Below are 22365 nucleotides of genomic sequence, written 5' to 3'. Positions count from 1 at the left end.
TTATTTCCCTCCTGTGCTCGCTGCCTGCAGATACCAGGCCGCCAGCGGCAGATCGGCGGGGACGGTTACTTTGAGGTTAGCGGCATGCCCAACTACCAGTTGCACTGGATAGCCGGCCAACTCCATCGCCGATGCCTCGTCGGTCACTGCCAATGCCTGTTCCTGCGCCCGGCGCAGTGCCCGACGCAGTTCCTCGAGACGGAACATCTGTGGCGTCTGCGCTCGCCATAGCGTCGTCCTGTCCAGTGTGCGCTCTACCAGTGCATCGGCAGACGCCTGTTTCACTGTATCCACAATAGGTTCGGCCAGTATGCCGCCGGTATCGCGAGCAATGACAGCCTCAATCAGCGCGTCAATATCGGCCGCTCGCAGGCAGGGGCGCGCCGCATCATGCACCAGCACCCAGTCCCGCGCCGACGCTTGTTCAAACAGGGCATCCAGCCCAGCCAGTACCGAATCGCTGCGCTGCTCGCCACCGATTACCGTCTGCACCCGATCGTTGCCAAGAATGTCGAACTCCCGCGCCCTGATGTCCTGCGGATGCAGCGCCACCACCACTGATGTGATGCGAGCACAGCCCAACAATGCTTGCAGACTGTGCTCCAGCAATGTGACACCGGCAAGTTGCATATACTGTTTGGGGAGTTCGCCGCCCATACGGGAGCCGATACCGGCAGCGGGCAACACAGCCCAGCATCGTGATTCCTGCAGCGCCGAATCCGTTGTGCTCACTCACTGCGCCTCTTCTGACGCGCCCTCGGGCGTCTCCACAATCTGGTAGAACATCTCGCCCTCTCGCACCAGACCCAGTTGTTCACGAGCGCGCTGCTCCACACCTTTCTTACCGGTCTGGAGTTCCAGTACTTCGCGCTCCAGCACAGCGTTGCGCGCTTTCAATTCCGCGTTAATGCGCGTCTGTTCCTCGACCTGAAGCTGCAGGCGGTGTCGCTCGGCAAAACTGCCTTCTGCAAACCACAGGCGATACTGCATCACACCCAGCAGCAACAGCAATGTCAGCAACAGCCAGCGCAAATGTCAGCCCTTCACGCGCGAGAGAATTCCGCCATACCGCGGTACGGCGCACTGCTGGCCAGTTCGGCCTCGATTCGCAGCAGGCGGTTGTACTTGGCCACACGGTCAGAGCGACACAGCGAGCCGGTTTTAATCTGACCCGCTGCCGTGGCGACGGCGAGATCGGCAATGGTTGTATCCTCGGTTTCACCGCTGCGATGAGAGATGACAGCCGTGTATCCAGCCGCCTTGGCCATCGCGATCGCATCCAGTGTTTCAGATAGGCTGCCGATCTGGTTGAACTTGATGAGTATCGAGTTGGCCACGCCCTTATCGATACCCTCCTTGAGGATACTCGTGTTGGTCACAAACAGGTCGTCACCAACCAGTTGCACCTTGTCACCAATTTTGTCCGTCAACAGTTTCCACCCGTCCCAGTCGGACTCGTCCAGTCCGTCCTCAATAGATATGATCGGGTGACTGGCAGCGAGATCGGCGAGGTAGTCGGTAAAGGCCGCACTGCTGAACTGCTTGCCCTCGCCGGCCAGGTCGTAGAGGCCGTCGCGGTAAAACTCAGACGCGGCACAGTCCAGCGCCAGGGTAATATCCTTGCCCAGCGTATAACCGGCTTTATCAACCGCATCGGCAATGGCCTCCAACGCGGCTTCATTGGACGGCAGGTTGGGCGCAAAACCGCCCTCGTCACCCACCGCTGTATTGAGGCCCTGTGCAGACAGTACTTTTTTCAACTGGTGGAAGATTTCCGCACCCGCGCGCAAACCCTCTGCGAAGCTCGGGGCGCCAACGGGTTGCACCATGAATTCCTGAATGTCGACGTTGTTGTCTGCGTGCTCTCCGCCGTTGAGGATGTTCATCATCGGTACCGGCATGGTAAAACCGGAGGTACCATTGATATCGGCGATGTGCTGGTACAGCGGTATTTTGCGCGCCAGCGCCGCAGCTTTGGCGGCCGCCAGAGAGACCGCGAGAATCGCATTGGCCCCATACTTCCCTTTGTTGTCGGTACCGTCTGCGGCAATCATCGCGGCATCCAGATCGCGCTGCGCAGTAGCATCAGCACCCAGCAGCAAGTCGCGCAGCGGCCCATTCACGTGGCCCACGGCATTCAGCACACCCTTGCCCAGATAGCGTTTGACATCTCCATCGCGCAACTCAAGCGCTTCACGCGAACCGGTAGAGGCACCCGAGGGCGCGCATGCGGCGCCGACCTCGCCTGTATCCAGCGTTACCTCGGCCATCACCGTGGGATTGCCACGTGAGTCCATTACCTCAAAGGCCTGTACGTTTGTTATTGATGTCATGCGGTCAAACTCCGTAGTTGCTACTCAATAATTAGCGGGGGCAATGACTTCACCAGGTCATCGACCGCCTTCACTTGCTGTAAAAAAGGTTCCAATTGCGCCAGCGGCAGCGCACTGGGGCCGTCGCAGCGCGCCTTGTCGGGCTCTGGATGAGCTTCCAGAAACAAACCCGCCAGACCCAGTGCCATGCCCGAACGTGCCAGCTCCACCACCTGCGAACGCCGCCCGCCGGATGCCGCGCCGCCGGTGTCGCGGCACTGCAGTGCATGAGTCACATCAAAGATCAGGGGCACATCATGACAACTGCGCTTCATCACACCGAAGCCCAGCATATCCACAACGAGGTTGTCATAGCCGAAATTACTGCCGCGCTCGCACAGCATCACCCGCGTGTTGCCGCATTCGGCGAACTTCTCCACGATGTTGGCCATTTGCGAGGGGCTGAGGAACTGTGGCTTCTTGATGTTGATGGCCGCACCGGTTGCCGCCATCGCCGCGACCAGATCGGTCTGTCGCGCCAGAAATGCGGGTAGCTGGATAATATCGCAGACCTCGGCAGCAGGTGCGGCCTGCTCGGGCGTGTGCACGTCGGTGATAATGGGCACGTCGAACGTGGCTTTCACCTCTGCCAGGATACTCAGCCCCTCTTCCAGGCCGGGGCCCCGAAAAGAGTGAATGGACGAGCGATTAGCCTTGTCGTAAGAGGCTTTGAACACGTAGGGTATGCCGAGTCTGGTGCATACCTGTACATAGTGCTCGGCCACCCGCAGCGCAAAGTCGCGACTCTCCAGCACATTGACACCGCCCAGAAGAACAAAAGGTGCCGCGTTATCGATACTCAGTTTACCAATGGAAACAGCTTTCCCGGTCATTCGCTTGCCTGCTTGCCCCTCTGGGCATGAGAGATGGCGGCCTTGATATAGCTGGTAAACAAGGGATGTCCACCGCGCGGCCTGGAGGTGAACTCCGGGTGGAACTGGCAGGCGACAAACCACGGATGATCAGGCAACTCAACCATCTCCACCAGGGAGCGATCTGCAGACCAGCCCGCAATGCGCATGCCGGCATTCTGCAATCGCTCGATATAGTTGTTGTTGATTTCGTAACGGTGACGGTGGCGCTCGGAAATCACATCCGCGCCGTAGATTTCCCGCACCTTGCTACCGGGCTCCAGATGGCAGGGTTGTGCGCCGAGGCGCATGGTGCCACCCTTATCGGACGCTTCATCGCGCTGCTCGGCACTGCCGTCCGCATTCTTCCACTCGGTAATCAACGCGACGATGGGATGCGGCGTGGATGGATTCACCTCGGTGGAATCAGCGCCCTCCAGCCCACAGACGTTGCGCGCGTACTCCACGAGAGCGACATGCATACCCAGGCAGATACCGAGGAAGGGGATATTATTCTCGCGCGCAAAACGCACGGCGGTAATCTTGCCTTCCACACCGCGATCTCCGAAACCGCCCGGCACCAGGATGGCATCCACTCCCTCTAGCGAGGTCGTTCCATTGCGCTCGATATCCTCCGCATCAATGTATTCGATCTGCACGTCTGTCAGCGTCTGCAGGCCTGCGTGGCCCAGGGCCTCATTGAGTGATTTATAGGCATCCTGCAGGTCGACATACTTGCCGACCATGGCCACTCTCACCCGTCCGCTGCTGACAGTGAATTCACGCTCGACAACATCTGCCCAATCAGACAGGTCAGCATCATCCTTACAATCGATACCAAAACGCTCGACGACAAATTTATCGAGACCAAAGTCGCGCAGCATACCCGGTATCTTGTAGATCGAATCGACATCGAGCAGTGGGATGACAGCGCGCTCTTCCACATTGGTAAACAGCGAGATTTTCTTGCGTGAGCTCTCCTCGATCTCGACCGCACAGCGACACAGCAGTATATCGGGCTGCAGGCCGATGGAGCGCAACTCCTTGACCGAGTGCTGGGTAGGCTTGGTTTTGATTTCACCGGCGGTCGCTATATAGGGCACCAGTGTGAGATGCATCAGCAGGGCGCGACTGGGGCCCATCTCCACCTTCAACTGTCGCGCCGCCTCCAGAAAGGGCAGGCCTTCGATATCACCGACCGTACCGCCAATTTCGACCACGGCCACATCGGCGTCGCCAGCACCCAGTACCACACGCCGTTTGATCTCGTCGGTAATATGGGGAATGACCTGCACCGTGCCGCCGAGGTAATCACCGCGCCGCTCCTTGCGCAGCACCGCGTTGTAGACCCTGCCGGTAGTGAAGTTATTGGTACGCTTCATCACCGTGTGTGTGAAACGTTCGTAGTGGCCCAGGTCGAGGTCGGTCTCCGCGCCATCCTCGGTGACGAAAACCTCACCGTGCTGGAACGGGCTCATAGTGCCCGGGTCGACATTGATATAAGGGTCCAGCTTCAGCAGCGTCACCTTGATTCCCCTGGCCTCCAGCACTGCGGCCAAAGATGCGGCAGCAATGCCTTTCCCCAGGGACGAAACCACCCCACCGGTGACGAAAATATAACGCGTCATGAATAGCCTATGTATGCTTTAGTGCCGGACATACAGTCCCTGCTTCCGGAGCTCTCGGGGAGTTTTATCTACCGGTGCTGGTCCTGCAAAAGATGGGCAGTTAGGCTACCAGAAAGGGCGTGTGACCTCAATCAGAACCGGTGTCACAAGGCCGCTTCCATTCGAAAACCCACAGCGACTCACCCTCGGGGGCCACGGCCCGCCAGCGACTGGATTCACAGCGCGCCAAATCCCCCACTGCGAGCACCTCGTCACCCAGGCATAACAGTGGCACGCGGCTCCTCCACCAGGGCGGCACCCCCCATTCCTGCATCAGGGCCTTCAGGCTGCGACTACCGGCGCGCCCCGCCAGACGGCAGCGCTCCCCGCCTGCGCGCCAGCGCACGGTCAGCTGCTCTTTGGGCTGCAAACACAGTCCATCGGAGGGCTGCTGCTTCAGGTTCAATGTCCCGACACCGGGTATCTCACAGTGTTCACCCGGCGCCAGGTATACGGCCTCCCCCGGCGCGGACGCCACAGACCCGGGCTCCAAATACACAGCGTCGCGGTAGCGCTGCAGCGCGTATGAGCCACAGTCCAGCCGTGGACTGCCATCCACCGGCGCGACCTGCAGCTGGCGTAAAAACTCCAGCATCGCAGCGCGATCCGGCGCCTGCACTCCCCGTGCAGACAGCCAGGCTCGCAGCCGCACCGCGGCGACTTCCTGTGCTGGCTCAAGCAATGCAGAAATATGCACCCCGGGATCGCCCATCACACTGCGCAGGGTATCCGGCACCCCCGCTACCGCGGCCACGACCTCGCCGGCACTCGCCAGGTGAGTCATCGCGCGTGCCACAGAGTTGCGGTATGTCGGCCATCTTGAACTCAACACCGGCAATAGCTCGGCGCGCAAGTAATTGCGATCCATCGCGGTATCCTGATTGCTGGGGTCCTCGACAAAAGTGAGCGCATGCTGTTGCGCATAACCCTCCAGTTCCTCGCGCGCATAATCGAGCAGGGGGCGCACCAGCACCGCACTGCCAAGACGCCGCTGGCGCGGCATGCCAGCGAGCCCGTCAACCCCCGCGCCGCGCAGCAGGCGCAGGAAAAATGTCTCAATCTGATCATCGAGATGATGCCCCATAAAAAGGACAGCGCCAGTTTCCAGCTGTGCTTCGAAAGCGCTGTATCTCGCCTCCCGCGCCGCCGCCTCCAGACTGCCCTGGGTGGCGACCTCCACTGCGCAGGTCACACAGGGCACCTGCCATACCAGGCACTGCGCCTCACAGTGCTGCTGCCAACTGTTGGCAGATTCCTGCAGGCCGTGATTAACATGGATCGCGCGTAGTGGAGGCGCCCCGGGATTGGCCGCGCACCAGCGCTGCAATAGGTGGAGCAGAACGGTTGAATCCAGACCGCCGCTATAGGCCACATACCAGCCGGGGGCGGCGAGCAGCTCGGTTAACGGCGCATCCAGATCGGTGTGCTGGAGCAATCCGGCCTAGTTCCCGTAGGACATAAGCCGCTGATAGCGCTTGGACAGCAAGTCCTCCAGCGGTAATCCCTGCAACAACCCCAGTTGGGTGACGATATGCTCGCGGATGCGCTCGGCCATCAGCCCGACATCGCGGTGGGCACCGCCCAGGGGCTCCGGAATCGTGGCATCGACGATGCCCAGGTCCTGCAGGTTTTTCGAGGTGACGCCCATCGCCTCTGCGGCGTCAGGCGCGTGCGCGGTATCCTTCCAGATAATGTTGGCACAGCCCTCGGGAGAAATCACAAAGTAGGTGGAGTACTGCAGCATGGCCAGGTGATCCCCGACACCGATACCCAGTGCACCACCGGAACTGCCCTCACCAATCACAATACAGACGATGGGCGTCGCGAGTCTCGACATCACCGCCAGGTTCTGGGCGATAGACTCACTGATACCTCGCTCCTCGGAATCAATGCCCGGATACGCCCCCGGTGTGTCTATCAGTGTCACCACCGGCATGCGGTAGCGTTCGGCCATCTCCATCAGGCGCAGCGCTTTGCGGTAGCCCTCCGGCTTGGGCATGCCAAAATTACGCAGCACCTTGTCCTTCACCGCCCGCCCCTTTTCCTGTCCGATCACCATTACCGGCTGGCCATCGATACGGGCCACGCCCCCAACGATAGCTTTGTCATCACCGAAGTGACGATCACCGTGCAGTTCATCGAACTCGGTAAATACCAGTGGAATGTAATCGAGGGAATACGGGCGCCTCGGGTGGCGCGCCACTTTGACGATATCCCAGCTGCTGAGATTGGAATAGATTTTTTCAGTGAGCTTGGTGCTCTTGGCCCGCAGCGTCTCAATCTCCGAGCTGATATTGATCTCGTTATCAGAGCCGACCAGTCGCAACTCCTCGATTTTGACCTCCAGCTCGGCGATAGGCTGTTCAAAGTCCAGGTAATTGGGATTCATGCTCGGGTAGTCTCAACAGATTGAATTGGCGCACAGTGTACAAAATTAATCCTGCGCAGACCAATAGCCAGAATTCACGAGAATGGCCCTTGGCCAGAGTCGAGAGCCTTTGCGGGAAAGTGACCAACACAGCCGTGTGGCGAATTGCCGAACCTGCAGATGCACGACCCTCGCCAGTGCCTCCGGTCAGTCGGCCAGATAGATTCTTACGTCGCGAAACTCGGCCGACTCATCGAGGTCCGGCACGGTGAAACTGGCGCGCTGCGCGATCTGCCGGTACGGCGGAACATCGAAGTTCTTTACCCGGGAGTCGGCGATCAGCACCCGCTCGGCGCGCTGCGTGAAGCGCTGCAACCAGGGAAAATTGGCCTTGTCGTAGAGTACGTCCGCCACAATAATGAGGTCGAGCGGCCCCGCCACCGCGTCGAAGTCCGGCGCTACTATCAGCTTTACCTCATTGAGACGGGCATTCAGCGCCGTGGCCGCTTGCGCCATCGGGTCGATATCACAGGCTATCACTTGGGCTGCGCCCGCCAGCGCCGCAGCAACAGCGACCACACCGCTGCCGCAGCCAAAATCCAGCACGCGCTTGCCCGCTACCCAGTGCGGATTAGACAGCAGAAAATCGGCCAGCACCTGCCCGGAGGCCCAGCAAAACACCCAGTACAGCGGATTGTCCATCACCTGCTGCACCTGCTCCGGTTCGAGGTCGCCCTGCGGGTAGTCACCATTTAGCAACCACAGCTTAATCGACGGGCAGTCCGGCAGCCCGGTCTGTTCCAGCCGGGCGCAGGGAATGATTCCCTGCAGATGTTGCTGTAAGCTGTGTGGCTCAATCATTTCGCGGACGCCTCCGTTTTAGCGTGGCCGCAGTATAAGCGCCGCGCGGGTTAAAAACCGCTGCGGCGCGCCAGAGTACAGATCACCCGACATGGAAGAACTACCACCCTACCTTGTTCCCCACAGCACTGAAGAGATCAGCATACTGTACGAGGACAGCGATTTACTACTGGTGCGCAAACCGACACTGCTATTGAGTATTCCGGGGCGTCACCCACTCAACAAGGACTGTCTGATAACGCGCCTGCAACAGCGCTTCCCGACCGCCAGTATCGTGCACAGGCTGGATCTGGACACCTCGGGCATTATGGTCATACCACTGAACAAGCCGACTCACGCGCACATCAGTCGGCAGTTTCAGCAACGCGAAGTCAAAAAAAGCTATCACGCTATTGTCTATGGCGCAGTGCAACCCGATGAGGGCGAGGTAGACCTGCCCATCACCTGCGACTGGGAACGGCGCCCACTGCAGAAAATATGCCACGAAAATGGCCGCAACGCTCTCACCCGGTTCGAGGTATTGGCGCGAAAAGAAGACCGCAGCCGGCTGTTGCTGAAACCCGTCACCGGGCGCTCTCACCAGTTGCGCATTCATATGCGCGAATTGGGTCACCCTATTCTGGGCTGCGATATGTACGCGCATGAAACCGCGCTGGGGATGGCGGACCGCCTGATGTTGCATGCCACCACACTGGAATTTACACACCCCACCACGGGCCAGTGGTTGCGCGGCGAATGCCCGCCGGATTTCTAGCTCTCTCACACTGCTCCACCCAATAGGCCGCTGCTCAGGCCGACAATCACGCCCAATCCCCTTACCCAGCCCGGGTAAAGGGCACTTCTCGTGCCTTATCATAAAATAAATAATATAAATATTAATAACGATTCTTATTCACTTGATCATAGTGTTGAGAATCATTATCATCTGCGCGAACAAATTCGACGTTCACTACGCCACGGAGCCCACAGGAATGACCCACAACCGCCTACCCACTGCCACCCAACTGACCGCTCTTGCCGCCGCGCTCAGCATCGCCAACGGAACGCTTGCCGAGGAGCCACCAAAATTAGAGGAGGTTGTCGTCTGGGCCACGCAGGTGCGCACCTCCTCCGTGGAACTCGGTGAAGAGGCCTTCAGTATCAAGCAGGCGGACCACCTCAGCGATCTGTTGCGCACTATCCCCGGGGTCGACGTCGGCGGCGCACACTCCCTCAATCAGCGCATCACAATCCGCAGCCTCGGAGACAGGGACCTAAAAGTCAGTATCGACGGGGCCAACCAGAACACGTATATGTACCACCACATGGGCAACCTGCAGATTCACGCCGACATACTGCAGTCGGTGGATATCGATGTGGGTACCAACTCGGTGATCCACGGCGGCCTGGGCGGCTCGGTCCGCTTTGAGACAAAAGATGCGCGGCACCTGCTCAACGACGGCCAGCGTTACGGTATGCGTTTACAAGGTACGTACGGCGACAACACCGGTACCGGTTATTCCGCGATCGCCTTCGGTAAGATCACCGATAACATCGATGCTCTCGCCTATTACCACCACCTGGACCGCGACAACTACAAGGTCGGCGGCGGCAAAATTGAGGACTCCAACGGCCAGGAAATTCCCGGAACCGATGGTCAGGTCAAGGGCCTCAAGGGCAACCTGGACGACACGCTGGTCAAGGTCGGTTGGGACCTCACGCCCAACCAGCGCCTGCAACTATCCTATGAGCACTACAAGGATGCCGGCGACTACAGCTATCGCCCGGACATGGGGCTGGCGACTGATATTGCGATAGGCGACAGCCTGGGGCTGCCATTGACCTTTGACACCCGCTTCGACCGCGATACGGTGACCCTGAACTACGAGTTACAGTGGGGCGACAACTCATCGCTGACTGCCGCGCTGTTTGGCAATAAGAGTACGCTCTCGCGCGACGAGTCGGCAGTGCATGCCCTGTGGCCGGAAGACCCGGCCTATGTGGAAGGAAAGGCTGAGAATAAAGGCTTCAATGTACTGGCCCTGAGCACTCTGGGCGAGAATATCACGCATCAGCTCACCTACGGTGTGGACATCATTGAATACGATACCGAATACAAACCCGACGGCTCCGTTCTATCAAGAGAGAACGCGACAAACTCGGCGATCTTTTTACAGGACCGTATTGATTTGAACCCCTCACTGGCACTGATTCCAGGCGTGCGTTACGACTACTATGATATTGATTCCAACGTGGTTGACGACAACTACGACGCACTCAGCGGCGCGCTCGCCGTTGAATGGACGGTCATCGATACGCTGGTGGTCAAACTGAGCGGAACGCAGTTATTCCAGGGGCCGGAGATTAGCGAGGTATTTACCGGCGCGGGACTTTACGACACGGCCAATCCGGATATCGACAACGAATCGGGATACAACGCTGAACTGTCCGTTGCCTACAACGATCAACTGTTCGGTGCTGATCGCTTTTCAGCCGGATTTACGTTGTTCTACACCGACATCGAGGACTACATCTACGAGTATGCCGCCGTTCCGCCATCACAGGGTAGTGGTTACTGGCAGGACAACGTCGGTGATATGCGCATCGATGGCGTGGAAAGCTACATCGGCTACGAGTGGGGTGCATTGAAAACGATGCTGACCTATTCTTTGTCTGACAGCGACCTCTCCGCCAATAGTGATTACACCGATCTCGATGGCGCCCGCCTCGACCGCGAGCAGGGTGATACTTACAGCCTCAATGTCGACTATATGCTGGACGCGTACAACGTAGCGCTGCACTCCGATGTGCTGTGGGTTGAAAGTCTCGGCTCCGGGCTTGACCTCGACGGGGCGACACTGGACAACAGCAAGGATGGGTTTACCGTCGTCAATGTATCTGCGCGCTGGTCACCCCCGTGGGTGTCTGGTCTTTCGTTGACCGTCGGCGTAGACAATCTGCTGGATGAGTACTACGCTTCGCAGTCCTCGCGCACAGGCCTGTCCTCGCACCCGCGTTTTGGCGAGCTGCAACTGACAGACTACGAGCCCGGGCGCAATTACAAGGCGACGATCTCCTACGAATTCTAGGCAGTTTCAAACCCGGGGAATACACGGTAAACACCACAGGCCGGATAGATTACTGAGATGCATCCCACACTGGCCAAAGCCAGCCGGACAATACACTGGATCAGCTCCGCATTGGGGCTGGCCAGCCTGCTGTTCTTCTCCGTCACCGGTATCACGCTGAATCACCCGCAGTGGTTTTCGGCAACACCGACGGAACAGTTCACGGAAGTGGAACTGCCAGAGCAGTGGTTACAGGCGTTTGAGCGGGCCGACGAGGTCACGCGTCTGGACTATCTGGCGAAAGAACTGGATGCACGCTGGGGCCTGGGGGTGCCGCGCAATATCGATCGCGATGAATACGAGTGGGTACTGGATTACCAGCGCCCGGGCGGCTTGTCCACGGTAGTACTCGAACTGGACAGTGGCACCCTGACTCTGGAGCAGGTGAGCGACGGCCTCGTGGCGGTCATCAACGATCTGCACAAAGGGCGCCACTCCGGCCTGGTGTGGTTCTACCTGATCGATATCACGGCCATCATCTGCATCGTATTTTCCATTACCGGGCTGCTGCTACTCTATATTCACGCGAGCAAGCGACGCAGTACATGGCCTCTGGTTACCCTGGGCACCGCGCTGCCCCTACTACTCTACTGGATATTTGTACCTTGAAACTAAAATCGCTTTGTTTTGCCAGCTCCCTGATGTTTGCGCTTGTGCCCTGCGCTGCGAGCGCTGCCGAGGTGACAGTGGATTTTGAGATTCCATCCATCGACGCCGCTGAATATCACCGACCCTACATCGCCCTGTGGATTGAGGACGATCAACGCCAACAGGTCGCGCAGCTCGCACTGTGGCTGGAACAGGAAAAATGGCACAGGGATCTGCGCAGTTGGTGGAGGCGCGGCGGTAAAAAGCTCGCACTTCCGGTTGACGGGGTCTCCGGCGCCACGCGAAAGCCGGGCAGCTATACCGTCTCATCGGTTCAGGATCTGCCGGCGGGCAAATACACATTGAATATCGAGGCTGTTCGCGAGGTCGGCGGTCGCGAGCATATCAAAATACCCTTCGACTGGCCTGTGCAGGACCTTAGCATCGCCGAGCGTGGCAGTTCCGAACTCGGCGAAGTCTCTCTAACCATTACTCCGGAGTCGACACCATGACATACTCTCGCACTGCAGCATTATTCCTGACAACCGCGTTGCTCAGCTCGACCGGACATGCACACAAACGGTGGTTTATGCCCACCGATTTCACACTCAGTGATGCGGAAACCGTCACTGTTGATTTCACCGCATCAAACAATATTTTCTACGTGGACAAAGGTATGCCACTGGCGATCGTTTCCGTGTCAAACCCCGCCGGTGCGCAAGTTCCTCTCGCTAACCCGACAGAAGGTGCACGGCGCTCGAGCTTCGACATCGATGTCGAGTCGAGTGGCACCTACCGCATTGCTGCGGGTGGGCCGCCGATGTACTTTGTCTCCTATCAACTGCCCGACCAGCCCGAGAAGCAGCACGCGCGCGGCTCTCTCGACGAGCTGAAAGCCGGGCTTCCGGAAAACGCATCGGCCGTTGAATTTGCAGAGTCACACAGCCTGATAGAAACCTATGTCACGCTGGGCGCCGGCACCCTTCCAGCACCAGCTGACGACAGCGCCGGACTGCAACTGCAGATCAGCGATTACCATCCCAATGAGTTGTACAGCGACGAGTCAGCGCAGTTCAGTTTCACACTGAACGGGGAGCCAGTGGAGGGACTGGCAGTGGCCGTACAACCCGATGGCAGCCGCTACCGCGACGACCCAGAGGAGCAGCAGTATGTAACAGACGCCAGCGGAACTGTCACCGTTAGCTGGCCGGAACCCGGTCGTTATCTGATAGAAGCGGGCTTGCAGGAGACCCCGGATGACGGCGAGATCACCGAGCGCTACTACAGCTACTACCTGACGCTCGAAGTGCTGGCCCCCTGAGGAAACGCGGGGTCAGCTTCGCGCCTCGCGACGTTGCAGTGCACGGGCAGTTGCGCGAAGGTGACAGATTCTCCATCGGGTAATTTAAGTTTCAGTTAATGTTATCGCGTTAAGGTTGGAACCGTGGCAAAGTCAGCCACATAACTGAAAGGGAGAATCGTATGAAAAGAGTAACCGCCGTTATCCTCACATCCAGTTTTATTGCAGGTATCGCCCTTGCCGACGTCCGCGTCGACGAAGCCGCCAAGCTGCAGAGCGATGGAAAAATAAAGCCGTTTGAAACGCTGAACGAAATCGCACTCAAGGCACATCCCGGCGCGACTATTACCGACACCGAACTCGAAGACAAGTACGGCAAGTACATCTACGAGGTCGAACTGCACGATGCCGACGGTCAGGAATGGGATGTCGACATTGATGCCACGACCGGTGACATCCTCAAAACCAAGCAGGACAACTAGGCAAGGGGCTATTGCGACAGCTATGTCGCCCTATCTCGCCAGCTGTTTTGTCGCTGTAGCTCTGTGCGTTGCCGGTGTTGCCGGCAACGCCGATGAGCTCAATCAGGATGAAGTGCTGAAACTTCGACGCTCCGGTGCCGTCGCGCCATTTCAAGACATTGTGCAATCCGTTGCCCAGCGCTACCCCGATATGCAGATACTGGAAGTGGAACTGGAAGCTGAGGATGACAATTACCTCTATGAAATAGAGATTCTCGTCGGCGATGGCAGCGTGCGCGAACTGGAAATCGACGCCGTCAGCGGCACCCTCCTCGAGGACGAATTGGAGGACTGATGCGACTGCTGCTGGTTGAAGACAATGTCGCACTGGCCGATGAGTTGATGCCGCTGCTGCAACGCAACGGCTACGCAGTGGACTGGCTGGTCGATGGCCGCGACGCCAGCGTGCAGGCCAGCGACAACTGTTACGACATTATCGTGCTCGACCTGGGACTTCCGGGCCGGGACGGCATTGATATCCTGCAGGAATGGCGCGCGTCAAAGTTGTCGACGGCGGTGCTCGTCCTCACTGCGCGAGACACCTGGGCCGACCGCATAGACGGCTTGAAAGCAGGTGCAGATGACTATCTCACCAAACCCTTTCACCCCGAAGAACTGCTGTTGCGAATTCAGGCGCTGTTGCGACGCACACACAATCTGGCAAACCAGCCAGTACTGGAAGCGGGCGGGCTGCTGCTGGATGAAGACCGCCACTGTGTCACCAGCGGCAACACGCGCATCGAGTTAACGGGCGCGGAGTTCCAGTTGCTCCGCTACTTTATGCTGCACGCCGGCAAACTGCTGTCGCGCTCACACCTTGCGGAACACCTCTATGACAATGAACGGGAGCGCGACAGCAATGTCATTGAGGTACATATCAATCGCCTGCGCGGCAAGCTCGGCCGCGGCGTGATAGAAACCCGGCGCGGCCAGGGTTACCTGTTTCGCGGCGTCTCGGCATGATATCCATCAACCGCCTGCTGACGGTGGGAGTGATCGGCAGCCTGTTGCTGGCGGGCATCGCCATGACGCTGACGGCCAACTGGTTATTGGACAACACCCTGCGCGACTACATGATGGCCGACTTGCAAGAAGAGAGTCGCAGCCTGCTCAAGGCGATCAGGCGCGGCCCCAACGGACTGCTATTGGATAGCGCTGTCATTGACCCCGCCTATGAGCAGCCGCTGTCGGGGCGGTACTTCCTGGTAACTGTCGGTGAACGGCAGTGGCGCTCACGCTCACTCTGGGACGAGCAGCTGACGCCGATCGAGCGAGTTGGCCTGACCGATCAACTGGTCGACGGCCCCAATGGGCAGCGCCTGCTGTGGTTGGCCACAGGTTACCAGCGCCTGGGTGAATCTCTGGAAGTGGTAGTAGGCATCGATTACTCCGGTGTTTTGCAGGACATACGCAATATAAGGCTTGTACTGCTGGCCAGTGGCGTTGCTGTGCTGGTGATGCTGGCGCTGCTGCAGCGATTTCTGGTGCGCCGCTCATTGCGCCCGCTGGAACTCGCACGCCGGCAGGTTGAACAACTGCGCAATGGCTCGATAACGACACTAATGGAAGATGTTCCGGAAGAGCTCGCGCCGCTGGTGCACGAAATCAACCGTCTGCTGCGCGACACGCAGCAACAATTGCACCGGTCACGGGTCGCAGTCGGCGACTTGAGTCACACGCTGAAGACGCCGCTGGCCGTACTGCGCAATCTGGCGGATCGCGACATCATCCGTGGCGACCCGGCCCTGCAGGAGGCGCTGAATTCGCAGATTGAGTACATACGCCAGCGTATCACACGAGAGATGGCACATGCGCGAACTGCGGGCATGCACAGCGCGCATGACTTATTCGACATTGAAGCAGACCTGCCACTGCTGCTCGACAGCGTAAGCAGCGCTCACCAACAGAAGATGACCATTGGCGAACGTATAGACCTGCACGGTCGGATTCCATGGGAGCGGGAAGACATACTGGAAATTCTCGGCAATCTTTTGGACAACGCCTGCAAATGGGGTCGGGCGTCCATCTCCCTGACGATGGGCCGTGCTGCCGACACATTGCTTATACAGGTAGACGACGATGGGCCCGGCATTCCCACGCACAAACTGGAGCAGGTCATACAACGCGGCACGCGGCTGGATGAAAACGTCTTCGGCCACGGACTCGGTCTGGCGATTGTTGCGGACAAGGTGGAGGCCTATCGGGGCAAATTGTCATTTGAGAGGAGTAAAGCTGGCGGGCTGACTGTACGTGTACAGCTGCCATGGCCGTAGCTCAGCGGTACCGGCATTTTCCGGTGCCACAACAACTGGCAGCACCCGACGCTCCCGCAGGCAGCCCCTTGCGCGGATAAACTTCCTGTCTGAGTAGGCGAAGCGGGGGAAATTGTCTAGACTGAGAAAAAACACGTATGGGGCGCTCACCTTGGTCAGTAGTAGCCGCACCTCAACACGCGTCATGATCGTGGCGAGACCGAACCGATCGGCGCACTGGAACACCAATGTATCGGTATTGCTGGCCCTTGCTGTACCGATGCTGGGTATCGCCATTCCCTTTGCCCTGCTGGGCGCCTGGCTGATTCTCCCGTTCGCCGGGCTGGAACTGCTCGCGCTGGGCATAGCGCTCTACCGGGTAAACCACCGCTTACAGTACCAGCATGTTATCACCGTTAGCGGCGACACAGTTTGTATCGACAAAGGCTACAGCACGCCGCTGGAACACTGGCAGCTTGTCAGGCACAAATCGGGATTGACCGTCACCGCACAGCGACACCCCTGGGAGGCTCCGCAACTGTGCTTACACGATCACAACGTGTTCATTCCGCTGGGTGAATTCCTGAATCGGGAGGACAGCCTGAAGCTGCTCGAGTTGCTGCAACGCGAGATCCGGGTTCGCGCACTCGGCTCAGGCGCGCTGCGGGAATTCTAGGCCACCTCAAATCTCCTCAAAGTCACCGTGGCGGCCTTTTCCGGAAGCGAACCGGGTAGCGCCCTCCACTGTTTCGCGGGAATCGACAACTGTGAGCCCCCGTGCGAACTCGTTGCTCAAGGCCTCCTGCAGGGGCATCCCCCATTGTTCATAGGCGCTGAGGCGGTCGGAGCGAAGGCAGTTTTGCGGAAACCGGCTCAGCAGCTGCGCTAATTCCAATGCCGCCGACAGCGCTTCCCCGTCCGCTACCACGCGATTTGCCAACCCCATTTGCAGCGCTTCATCCGCCGCCACCCCCCTGCCGGTGAGAATCAGGTCCATCGCGCGGCTGTGGCCGATCAGGCGCGGCAAACGCACAGTGCCACCATCAATCAGTGGAACGCCCCAGCGACGGCAGTAAACCCCCATCACCGCGCTGCGTTCCACCACGCGCATATCGCACCACAGCGCCAGTTCCAGACCGCCTGCCACCGCATGTCCGGCTATGGCTGCAATCACCGGCTTGCCCAGCAGCATACGTGACGGCCCCATCGGCCCGTCCCCGTCGGGAGTCAATGAATTGCCGCCGGACCCTCTGGCAATGGCCTTGAGATCGGCTCCGGCACAAAAATTGCCGTAATCGCCATACAGCACCGCGACATCCGATTCAGGATCGTCCTCGAATTTGTGAAAAGCCTGTGTCAGTGCCCGCGCTGTATCACCATCGACAGCGTTGCGCACCTCTGGCCGCCTGATGCTGACCACAGTGATACGCTCCCGAACCTCCACTAGTACTTTATCCATATTCCCACCTCTTCCAAAAGTCACGCTGACGATAGAGCATACTGCTTTTAGCGTGTACTGTGACACCAGTCTCTCAACAGTCCGAGCACTGGACTGCCATACCCGCGCCGCCTATCATCCTCTCACGCAAAAAAAAGAGACCTCCCGCATGAGAATCCAGCTCACTCTACTCTCTACTCTATTATTACTCGGTGCCTGTTCCGGCCCGGAGAGCTCTCTCGACGAGATGCAAAAGAATGAAGACGTCGGTTTTGCAGGCGTCTCGCGCGGCACCAACAGCCTGTTCCCGCCCAACGAGGAAATCCTGACGCTGCGGCCGCCACCCAACCCGGATCGCAATGCCTATTTCGGCGATCTCCACGTACATACCGCGTACTCTTTCGACGCCTATGTCTTCGGCACTGTCAGCACGCCCGATGATGCCTACCGCTATGCCAAGGGCCAGGCACTGGAGCACCCCAGTGGTTATGAGGTGCAATTGCAGCAGCCGATGGATTTCTACGCCGTGACGGATCACGCCATGCTGATGGGGTTGGTGAAGGAAGCGGCAGACACCGACAGCGAGTTCTCTCGCTATGCGGTATCCGAACCGCTGCATAACATCAATGCACCTGACAATATGAACGAATACAGCCTGCCGGACCGCGGTACCGCGTTCGCCAGTTTTCTACCCGGCGCGGTAGGTGGACTACTCGATGGCAGTATTGATATGTCGATGGTGGAGGAAGTGACAAAATCGGCGTGGCGAGATGCAATAAGGGCAGCGAATGAGGCCTACGTCCCCGGCGCATTCACCACATTTGCCGCGTTCGAATACACCTCCTCCTCCGACGATCAGGGCAACCTGCACCGCAACGTGATTTTCCGCGACAGCGACCGCCTTCCGGCGATACCATTCTCGCGTTTCAACTCGCAGAATCCCGAGGGGTTATGGCAGTGGATGGACAATCTGCGCGCGCAGGGTGTAGAGAGCCTGGCGATTCCGCACAACTCCAATGGCTCCAACGGGCAAATGTTTAAAATGTCGGACTGGGCAGGCAACCCTATCGACGATGCCTACTCGGAGCAGCGCATGCGCAACGAGCCACTGGTGGAAATCACCCAGATCAAGGGCACCTCGGATACCCATCCACTGCTCTCCCCCAATGACGAATGGGCTAATTTCGAAATCGCGCCGTACCGTGTCGCCACCAAGCTGCACAGCGAACCACTTGGTAGCTACGTGCGCGATGCCTATCTGCGCGGTCTGCACCTTCAATCAGAAGGTGTCGTAAACCCCTACAAATTTGGCCTGATCGGCTCCAGCGACACGCACGATGCCGCCAGTTCAGAGGATGAAGAGACGTTCTTCTCCAAGGCCGGCATGTTGGACGGCACCCCCGAACTGCGCGGCTCCATCCCAGCATCATTCCTCACTGGAACCGTCGTCAAGTTCCTTGATCCCGGCCTGGTAAAAGAGGTCGACGGCAAGGACTACATGGCCAGTTCATCGTTCGAATACTGGTCTGCCTCCGGCATGGCCGGCGTCTGGGCCGAGGAAAACACACGCGAGTCGATCTACCGCGCCTTCCGCCGCAAGGAGACGTTTGCCACCAGCGGCCCGCGAATAAAAGTTCGCTTTTTCGGCGGCTATGATTTCGCCCCCGGGATGCTCGACAGCCCGCGCTTGACCCGCATTGCCTACCAGCGCGGTGTCACCATGGGCAGCGATTTACCCGGAGAGGGAGCTAGATCACCTGCATTTATTGTCTGGGCCGCCGCAGATCCATCGGGCACAGCCCTGCAGCGCGTGCAGATCATCAAAGGCTATCTGGAGAACGGCGCGCATCAGGAGCGTATTTACGATGCCGCCTGCGCGAACGACCTTCATCCGGATCCATCCACCGGACTGTGCCCCGATAACGGCGCTGCGGTGAACCTGAATGACTGTTCCACCACCGGCAGCGGTGCGAGCGAGCTGAAAGCGTTGTGGCACGATCCTGATTTCAACCCCGATCAGGAGGCCTTCTACTATGTCCGCGTACTGGAAAACCCCAGTTGTCGCTGGTCGACCTGGGACGCGATACGCGCCGACGAAGAGCCGCGCTCCGATCTGCCAAAAACCATCCAGGAAAGGGCCTGGTCCTCGCCCATCTGGTTCCGCCCAAACACTGTAGCGCAAACACAGGGCACACTGACGCTACCGGAACAGAGCACGGTAGACATGGCAATCGGCGATGGAGAAGCCAGTGAGAAGCCGTAACACCAGACCAAACAGGAGATTTCGCCAACTTCGAAAAGTGGTGATCGTACTGGCGCTGTTCAGCCTGGTGCAGTACGTCAACACAGGAACAGTTCGCTGGCCGTTCGCCATCTATCAGAAAGTCGCCTCAACGATTTCGGAGTACGCCTCACGCCCCGAGGCCGGTTGGCGCCGCGCGGCCACATCGCTTGAAGAAATCGGTGCGGCGCGCGAGGGCGAGACTGCCACTGATTTTGATCTGACAGGACGCGTGGTGCGGGTTGCCGACGGCGATACCGTGTCCATTCTCGACAGCAGCAACACACAGCACAAGGTGCGCCTCTACGGCATCGACACGCCGGAGCGCGACCAGCCCTATGGTAACGCGGCAAAAAAAGCCCTGTTACAGCTTGTCGATGAGCAACCAGTAGGTGTGGTGATCGTGGAGACGGACAGCTACGGCCGCATAGTAGGCACGCTTTATCAGGGCGGACGCAATATCAATGCCGCCATGGTCGCCAGCGGCTACGCCTGGTGGTACCAGTACTACGCACCGCATGAACACTTATTACAGACCGCGCAGCGGCAGGCACGCACGCAAAAGTTGGGACTTTGGGCCGAGCCGAACCCGGTCGCACCGTGGGAGTGGCGCAGGAACAAGCGCTGAAGCAATAGCAGAAACCGGTCAATCAGGCATATTCACTGTCAACCGCAGCGCGATTGCGGTAAATTTATCGCGCTCAGGAAACAGACGCATACACTTTAATCCGAGGAATAAATAATGATCGTTGTGAACGCCATAATAGAAAGCACACCGGATGACATAGCCGCTTTAAAAGACGCTATCGGCACAATGGAAAAGGCCAGTCGAGCAGAACCCGGCTGCGATGACTATACATTCAGCGTCGAACTGAACAACCCCGGCACGCTGCGGATAGTGGAGAAATGGCAGAGCCTCGAAGCGCTTATGGAACACATGGGAACAGCGCATATGGCCGAATTCCAGCAGGCTATAGGCGCCAACCCGCCCACTGCGATGGACCTGAAGTTCTACGAGGTCAAAGAAATACAACCATTCTGAGCGATCCCGCTAACGACGCTGTATGAACATTGTGACGCTCCGAGCATCCGCTTTCGCCCTGCTGGGAATACTGGCCATAGCGCCCGTGCAAGCGGAGCAGGCTCAGGATTCGGTCTCGCACCTCTCGGAGATGGCTGCAGACGGCACACTGAAAGCGTTCGAGGAAAACATGGACATGGGCGATGTCATCGCCCTGTTCCGTGAGCAGCAGAAAGAGCTGGCCGCACAAAGAAAACTGCTCGAGAAACAGGCTGAACAAATCGACGCACTCACCAAGGAGCTGGAAGCCGTTCGGGCACCGCTACCTGCAGTAAAACAGGAAATGACTGCACAGCGCACGCTGCTTAACAGTCAATCGGAGAAAATTTCTACGCTGACAAGCGAACTGGAGACCATGCAGGAGCCTCTGCCAAAGGCGAGCACGACCTCCACCAAAATCTCGGTCGCCGCCGCCACATCTCCCGAACCCGCCACAAAACCTGAACCGGAGACGCCCCAAACAGAGAAGGAACAGGAAATAGCCACCGGCAACGCTGTCGCGCAGGCTCAGGCAGATGACCCCAGCCGGGACTTGCTAGACGATTTCAAAGGCGCCTGGCGCCTGCCCGGCACCGATGCCGCACTGGCGATCGGCGGGTTTGTGAAAACCGACATTGTCTACAACTTTGACCCGCTGCAGATCAAGGACAGATTTATCACCGGCTCCATCCCGGTCGGAGTTAATGAAACTACTGGAGACGAAGCTCAAAGCAGCATCACCGCTGATCAATCCCGGCTGAATTTTGACCTGAGGTCACAGACCGACTACGGCATCATGCGCGCATTTATCGAAGGAGATTTCGCTGGAAGTAACGACACCTTCCGCCTGCGCCACGCTTTCGGCCAGTGGCGGCAAATGCTCGCCGGCAAGACCTGGTCCACCTTCATGGACCCGGATGCATCACCCGAAGAAATTGACTTCGAAGGGTTGAACGCTCGCATCAATGTGCGTCAGGCACAAGTTCGATTCATGCCTACCTTTGGCAAGAAATATGAGCTGCAGTTTGCGCTCGAAGATCCGAACCCACAGGTTCAGAATGGCTCTGGGGTTACCCGCACACCGGATGTTGTTATTGCAGGGCGGTTTCAGCCTCGCGCTCGATTGCACGTCAAACTCGCCCTGCTAATGCGTGAAATACGTGGCCAGGATGATACCACCGGCAACGTCGAGAAAGAGTTTGCATGGGGCGCCTCGCTGAGCGGGCGCTTTATGACACCGATGTTGGACGAGCGTGACAGCCTGCTGTTCCAGTTGAATTACGGCAGAGCCATCGGCCGTTACGTCAACGACCTGTCCAGTATCGGCAATTACGATGGCATCTTCGATCCCAGCACTAACAAACTCCAACTCTTCGACGTCACAGCCGGGTATGCGTCGTGGCAACACTGGTGGGGGCTCAACCAACTGAGATCCAACATCACGTTTGGCTTTGTCGACCTCAACAACCCTGGCTTTGCAGAGGGAGACGCCTACCAGCGAACATACCGGTTTTCAACCAACCTGATCTGGTCTCCCATTCCCCGTATCGACCTGGGTGGGGAATACCTGTGGGGGCGCCGGGAAAATAAAGATGGCGAGTACGGTGATGCCACGCAGTTTCAGTTTGCAGTAAAATATCGGTTCTGACGGCATCAGCCGAAAATCTTACTGCGTTACGGCGAGGGGAACTGCACAATT

Annotated in this window: 23 protein-coding genes; 14 read left to right on the top strand and 9 right to left on the bottom strand. The window is 58.4% G+C overall.

The genetic code is table 11. From position 1 onward, the window contains the following. The 8 genes from ispD to AC0L6S_RS00770 all read right to left on the bottom strand — a co-directional run bounded on the left by ispD (window position 1) and on the right by AC0L6S_RS00770 (window position 8119). Window positions 1-732 carry a 2-C-methyl-D-erythritol 4-phosphate cytidylyltransferase gene (gene ispD, locus AC0L6S_RS00805; protein WP_473426515.1) on the bottom strand — a complete coding sequence of 244 codons (732 nt, stop codon included), beginning with the start codon at window positions 730-732 and terminating at the stop codon, window positions 1-3. Continuing rightward, the gene (gene ftsB / locus AC0L6S_RS00800) at window positions 733-1032 is read right to left on the bottom strand and encodes a cell division protein FtsB (RefSeq protein ID WP_473426514.1); all 300 of its coding nucleotides are present in this window, start codon (window positions 1030-1032) and stop codon (window positions 733-735) included. 11 nt (window positions 1033-1043) lie between these two features. Then, complete coding sequence (gene eno, locus AC0L6S_RS00795) at window positions 1044-2333, bottom strand: phosphopyruvate hydratase (RefSeq protein WP_473426513.1); 1290 nt, start codon at window positions 2331-2333, stop codon at window positions 1044-1046. 20 nt (window positions 2334-2353) lie between these two features. Then, window positions 2354-3205, bottom strand: a complete 852-nt coding sequence (gene kdsA, locus AC0L6S_RS00790) for a 3-deoxy-8-phosphooctulonate synthase (protein ID WP_473426512.1) — start codon at window positions 3203-3205, stop codon at window positions 2354-2356. Continuing rightward, complete coding sequence (locus AC0L6S_RS00785; RefSeq protein WP_473426511.1) at window positions 3202-4851, bottom strand: CTP synthase; 1650 nt, start codon at window positions 4849-4851, stop codon at window positions 3202-3204. The genes kdsA and AC0L6S_RS00785 overlap by 4 nt, the downstream gene beginning before the upstream one ends. Before the next feature lie 127 nt (window positions 4852-4978). Next, window positions 4979-6325: a tRNA lysidine(34) synthetase TilS gene (gene tilS, locus AC0L6S_RS00780; protein ID WP_473426510.1), complete on the bottom strand. Its 1347-nt coding sequence runs from the start codon at window positions 6323-6325 to the stop codon at window positions 4979-4981. 6 nt (window positions 6326-6331) lie between these two features. Further along, on the bottom strand, window positions 6332-7279 hold the full coding sequence (locus tag AC0L6S_RS00775; protein WP_159171406.1) for an acetyl-CoA carboxylase carboxyltransferase subunit alpha: 948 nt from the start codon (window positions 7277-7279) through the stop codon (window positions 6332-6334). A 186-nt stretch (window positions 7280-7465) separates the two neighbouring features. After that, a complete protein-coding gene (locus AC0L6S_RS00770; protein ID WP_473426509.1) occupies window positions 7466-8119 on the bottom strand; it encodes a class I SAM-dependent methyltransferase in 654 nt (217 codons plus the stop codon). A gap of 91 nt (window positions 8120-8210) precedes the next feature. Here AC0L6S_RS00770 and AC0L6S_RS00765 point away from each other — a divergent pair, with 91 nt between their 5' ends. The 10 genes from AC0L6S_RS00765 to AC0L6S_RS00720 all read left to right on the top strand — a co-directional run bounded on the left by AC0L6S_RS00765 (window position 8211) and on the right by AC0L6S_RS00720 (window position 16563). Then, window positions 8211-8873 carry a pseudouridine synthase gene (locus AC0L6S_RS00765; RefSeq protein ID WP_473426508.1) on the top strand — a complete coding sequence of 221 codons (663 nt, stop codon included), beginning with the start codon at window positions 8211-8213 and terminating at the stop codon, window positions 8871-8873. A 217-nt stretch (window positions 8874-9090) separates the two neighbouring features. Then, a complete protein-coding gene (locus AC0L6S_RS00760) occupies window positions 9091-11187 on the top strand; it encodes a TonB-dependent receptor domain-containing protein (RefSeq protein WP_473426507.1) in 2097 nt (698 codons plus the stop codon). Window positions 11188-11244: 57 nt separating this feature from the next. Beyond that, on the top strand, window positions 11245-11835 hold the full coding sequence (locus AC0L6S_RS00755; RefSeq protein WP_473426506.1) for a PepSY-associated TM helix domain-containing protein: 591 nt from the start codon (window positions 11245-11247) through the stop codon (window positions 11833-11835). Continuing rightward, window positions 11832-12326 (top strand): DUF2271 domain-containing protein, encoded by a 495-nt coding sequence (locus AC0L6S_RS00750; protein ID WP_473426505.1) that lies wholly within the window; start codon window positions 11832-11834, stop codon window positions 12324-12326. Before AC0L6S_RS00755 ends, AC0L6S_RS00750 begins: the two co-directional genes overlap by 4 nt. Next, entirely contained in the window at window positions 12323-13135 is an 813-nt protein-coding gene (locus AC0L6S_RS00745) for a DUF4198 domain-containing protein (protein ID WP_473426504.1), read from the top strand. The genes AC0L6S_RS00750 and AC0L6S_RS00745 overlap by 4 nt, the downstream gene beginning before the upstream one ends. A gap of 161 nt (window positions 13136-13296) precedes the next feature. Continuing rightward, window positions 13297-13596: a PepSY domain-containing protein gene (locus AC0L6S_RS00740; protein ID WP_473426503.1), complete on the top strand. Its 300-nt coding sequence runs from the start codon at window positions 13297-13299 to the stop codon at window positions 13594-13596. Window positions 13597-13618: 22 nt separating this feature from the next. Then, complete coding sequence (locus AC0L6S_RS00735) at window positions 13619-13930, top strand: PepSY domain-containing protein (RefSeq protein WP_473426502.1); 312 nt, start codon at window positions 13619-13621, stop codon at window positions 13928-13930. After that, window positions 13930-14598 (top strand): response regulator transcription factor, encoded by a 669-nt coding sequence (locus AC0L6S_RS00730; protein WP_473426501.1) that lies wholly within the window; start codon window positions 13930-13932, stop codon window positions 14596-14598. Before AC0L6S_RS00735 ends, AC0L6S_RS00730 begins: the two co-directional genes overlap by 1 nt. Next, window positions 14595-15908 carry an ATP-binding protein gene (locus tag AC0L6S_RS00725; protein WP_473426500.1) on the top strand — a complete coding sequence of 438 codons (1314 nt, stop codon included), beginning with the start codon at window positions 14595-14597 and terminating at the stop codon, window positions 15906-15908. Before AC0L6S_RS00730 ends, AC0L6S_RS00725 begins: the two co-directional genes overlap by 4 nt. A 184-nt stretch (window positions 15909-16092) precedes the next feature. Continuing rightward, on the top strand, window positions 16093-16563 hold the full coding sequence (locus AC0L6S_RS00720) for a DUF2244 domain-containing protein (protein WP_473428531.1): 471 nt from the start codon (window positions 16093-16095) through the stop codon (window positions 16561-16563). Between the two features lie 6 nt (window positions 16564-16569). Here AC0L6S_RS00720 and AC0L6S_RS00715 read toward each other — a convergent pair whose 3' ends face one another. Continuing rightward, window positions 16570-17346, bottom strand: a complete 777-nt coding sequence (locus AC0L6S_RS00715) for a crotonase/enoyl-CoA hydratase family protein (RefSeq protein WP_473426499.1) — start codon at window positions 17344-17346, stop codon at window positions 16570-16572. A gap of 148 nt (window positions 17347-17494) precedes the next feature. Here AC0L6S_RS00715 and AC0L6S_RS00710 point away from each other — a divergent pair, with 148 nt between their 5' ends. The 4 genes from AC0L6S_RS00710 to AC0L6S_RS00695 all read left to right on the top strand — a co-directional run bounded on the left by AC0L6S_RS00710 (window position 17495) and on the right by AC0L6S_RS00695 (window position 22314). Next, complete coding sequence (locus AC0L6S_RS00710; RefSeq protein ID WP_473426498.1) at window positions 17495-19588, top strand: DUF3604 domain-containing protein; 2094 nt, start codon at window positions 17495-17497, stop codon at window positions 19586-19588. After that, a complete protein-coding gene (locus tag AC0L6S_RS00705) occupies window positions 19575-20234 on the top strand; it encodes a thermonuclease family protein (protein ID WP_473426497.1) in 660 nt (219 codons plus the stop codon). Before AC0L6S_RS00710 ends, AC0L6S_RS00705 begins: the two co-directional genes overlap by 14 nt. A gap of 114 nt (window positions 20235-20348) precedes the next feature. Then, window positions 20349-20648, top strand: a complete 300-nt coding sequence (locus AC0L6S_RS00700) for a putative quinol monooxygenase (RefSeq protein ID WP_473426496.1) — start codon at window positions 20349-20351, stop codon at window positions 20646-20648. Between the two features lie 22 nt (window positions 20649-20670). Continuing rightward, window positions 20671-22314 (top strand): DcaP family trimeric outer membrane transporter, encoded by a 1644-nt coding sequence (locus tag AC0L6S_RS00695; RefSeq protein WP_473426495.1) that lies wholly within the window; start codon window positions 20671-20673, stop codon window positions 22312-22314. Window positions 22315-22365: the final 51 nt, after the last annotated feature.

Source organism: Halioglobus sp. D3-4, assembly GCF_055809315.1.
The sequence above is the reverse complement of the archived record's forward strand: the minus strand, read 5'-3'. Positions and strand labels throughout refer to the sequence as shown.